This is a genomic window from Protofrankia sp. CiT1 (assembly GCF_917627335.1).
GTDB lineage: Bacteria > Actinomycetota > Actinomycetes > Frankiales > Frankiaceae > Protofrankia.
The window spans coordinates 4332-7369 of sequence record NZ_CAKJTP010000194.1; the positions used below are offsets into that span (position 1 = coordinate 4332).

The 3038-nt window shown below is 64.5% G+C and carries 1 protein-coding gene and 1 pseudogene; one reads left to right on the top strand and one right to left on the bottom strand.

Annotated elements, in window-relative coordinates; all coding sequences use genetic code 11:
• Positions 1-567 (bottom strand): annotated as a pseudogene (locus MJ785_RS19570) (hypothetical protein); the annotation flags it as partial.
• A 781-nt stretch (positions 568-1348) separates the two neighbouring features.
• Here MJ785_RS19570 and MJ785_RS19575 point away from each other — a divergent pair.
• Positions 1349-2026, top strand: coding sequence for a biosynthetic peptidoglycan transglycosylase (locus MJ785_RS19575; protein WP_239311093.1), 678 nt, complete (start codon positions 1349-1351; stop codon positions 2024-2026).
• Positions 2027-3038 lie beyond the last annotated feature (1012 nt).

Genomic DNA, 3038 nt, shown 5'->3' on the forward strand with positions numbered 1-3038 from the left:
ATTGCCATGGATATCGACGTGTTTGCCGATGCGGTAGATCGCGCGGTTGCCTTGGGGAGGATTGTCGATCGTAAGCACGATCAGGTCGCGGTTGCCTTGGTCGTTCGGCGGTGTCACCGCGACCGCGATGCCTTGGTTCTCCCAGGAGAACCAGTCCGGGATGGTGATCCACGGTGTCCAGCCGCCAGCGACGTTGCCCGATGCGTCGAGATTGCGGCCGATCCGGAACAGGCCCTGATTTTGCCCGATGGGGTTGTCGACCATCGCGACGACAAGATCCTGCCGGCCGCTGCCATCCAGGTCGGCCAAGGCGATATTTCCGCCTTGGTTCTCCCAGGAGAACCAGTCCGGGATGGTGATCCACGGTGTCCAGCCGCCGGTGATCCGACCGGCGTCGTCGAGCGTCTTCCCCACACGATAGAGGCCCTGATTCTGTCCGGCTGGGTTGTCGACCATCAACACAACCATGTCCTGCGTGCCATCGTTCGCCAGGCTTCCGACGGCGATGCCGCCACCCTGGTTTTCGAACGAGAACCAGTCTGGTACCGGTCGAAACAGGTTTACCATGACCGTTCCTCCTCGTGATGCCGGCGCTGGGCGCTGTCACTTGGCAGGGTATCCTGAAAGGATCTTCATTGTTGTTCGTCTTCGTCAAGGAGGGGCTGTTCGTGGCTCGTGGCAGCTGATGTGCTCTTGTGTCAGGGCTACCATCACCCGGTGAGAATTGTAAACCACCACATGTGGCCACACCATCGTTTCCTGGTGGGATTTCGTCAGGTTGGGGAGATCATTTTCATCCGCGGGACGATCGCCGTCGATGATCGGCGAGTGGTGAGTGCGGATTAAAGATCTTGAAAAACTGACACATATGTGACCGCTTCCGTGCCTGCTCCCGACGGGTTGGCGCTTGCGTTCGGGGTCTCTTCGGGGTGTCTTCGGGGTGGTGGCCAAAGGCTGCTGGAAAGCGCGATAGAAAAGGTGCCGATGACGAGGCCGCGTGCGGCGAGGACTCTCTCGACATCCCGGCAGGACGGGGCATAGCGCGGATAACAGCCGGGCGGGGCTGGCTGGGCCGCGGCCCGCTGGCGTGGCACGGTCCGTCGTGTGGCGATGGGTAACCCGCCCAGGAGATGCTCGGCCTGGGCTGAGGTCCAACAACATTGGGAGACCACGACGGCAGGGTGAGTACCGTGACGAACTGGCTGCGATAATGGGCGGCGCGACGATTTTTCCCGTTGGCCGGATGCCCAATGATCTGGGCGGCTCTCTTCCCCCAGGCCCTGGCGCCACGCCGGATCGCCGTCACACCGGGCGGGGACGGCGAGGTGCCCGCCGGGCCGCTATCGCCGTGCTGTCTGTGCTCCTGGTCATGCTCTTGGTCGCGGCCGGCGGTTTCGGGCTGCTTCTTGCCGTGACCCCATCCACGGCTGACGCGCGACAGCGTGTACAGGCGCTGGCCGCGGCCGACGGTGCGGCACCGCTGGCTGGGCCGCTACCCGATCGGGTCGTGCGGGCGCTTCTCGCAACCGAGGACACCCGGTTCTTCTCCCATCACGGCGTGGACCCGACCGGCGCCGTGCGTGCCACCGTGGCTTCCCTCGCCATGAACGGCGACGTGGGGGGCGCGACCCTCGAGCAGCAGCTGGCCAAGATTCTTTATACGGGTGGGCGACGCGGCTTCACCGACCGCGTCGAGCAGGTGGCTCTGGCGGTGAAGCTCGACGTCCGGTACAGCAAAACCGACATTTTGCGGATGTACCTGGACACGGTCTATTTCGGGCACGGCTACTATGGCGTCACCGACGCGGCCTGGGGTTATTTTGATCATGATCCCGCCGTGCTGACCTGGACGCAGGCGTCGATGCTGGCCGGATTGGTGCAGGCCCCGAGCGCCTACGACCCCTACCGGCACCCCGAGGCCGCGCGAGCCCGCCAACGCCACGTCCTCGACCGTCTCGTCGCGACTGGTGACCTCACCCGCCCCGCGGCGGACGCCGTCCTCGCCGAGCCTCTTGACCTACGTTGATGGGGGCTGCCCGTTATTGTTGAGCTCCGTTGGATCCTATGGATTCCAGCCGAAAACCTGACGAATGCGGATGATCCGTGCCTATGCGGGGCCGCCTCCGTCGGAGAGCTTGACAACCGGTGGAGGGCGGGCCGAGCGATCTGCTTGGCTCGGCGCGCGCGATGCGTCTCCGGCAGGCGCCTGTAGTGGTGGGGCGGGCTGGCGGTGCTGTGCCGACTCTCCACGACGCACCGGGCAGGGGCCGGCCTACGACGTCGTCGACCGACTTCCGCTGTCGACTGTCGACGCTGCCGGGACGCACGCGCCGCCAGGCTGAGGGCATCGTGTGGGACATCGTCGAGGCCCTCGCAAGCGGCATCGTAGGCCAGAGGTCCTTGTGTTGCTGACCCATTGCCATCGAAACCGGACGATGGGTTATCGGATCGTCCATACCGCCCCAGAATCCTGCTGAAGCTCCGCCAGCTACCCCAGGGCGGATACAACCAAGATCTAGATAGGTGGCCCCGGATGTGCCCGTGGAGAGTGGTCAGCCGCGGTCTGTGTCTTCGGAGTGGAAGAGCAGATCCTGGTAGGTGCGGCGGTAGCGAACGTCTTTGCTCTTGAGGCTGCTTGGACTCAGGGGGCCGGCGCGCTGTCCGCGCTGTGCTGAGAGCAGGGGCTCGGCAAGCTTGATCATGATTGGGCGGGTTTCTGGCCTGCCCCAACAGCCCGATTCGAACCCCCTGCTTGGGGTCCCGCTGCGAGGCGGCCGGTGCACTGACCGCTGGAGACTGCCCTGGAACCGGTGGGCGGATGCAGCGTCGACCTATTGTTTGATCATTGTTGAGCGGTGGCTGACGCGATGGACTTTGCCGATACCACAGTGTCATCGAGACGCACCGGTCAGCCTCTCTCCGAGTCCGACGGCCGCCAGGTCAGCCAACCGTTGCCCCCGGCATCGTGGCAGACCACTCCGGCAGGTACGATCAGGGACTGCGGGCCGTTAGCTCAATAGGTAGAGCAAGAGACTTTT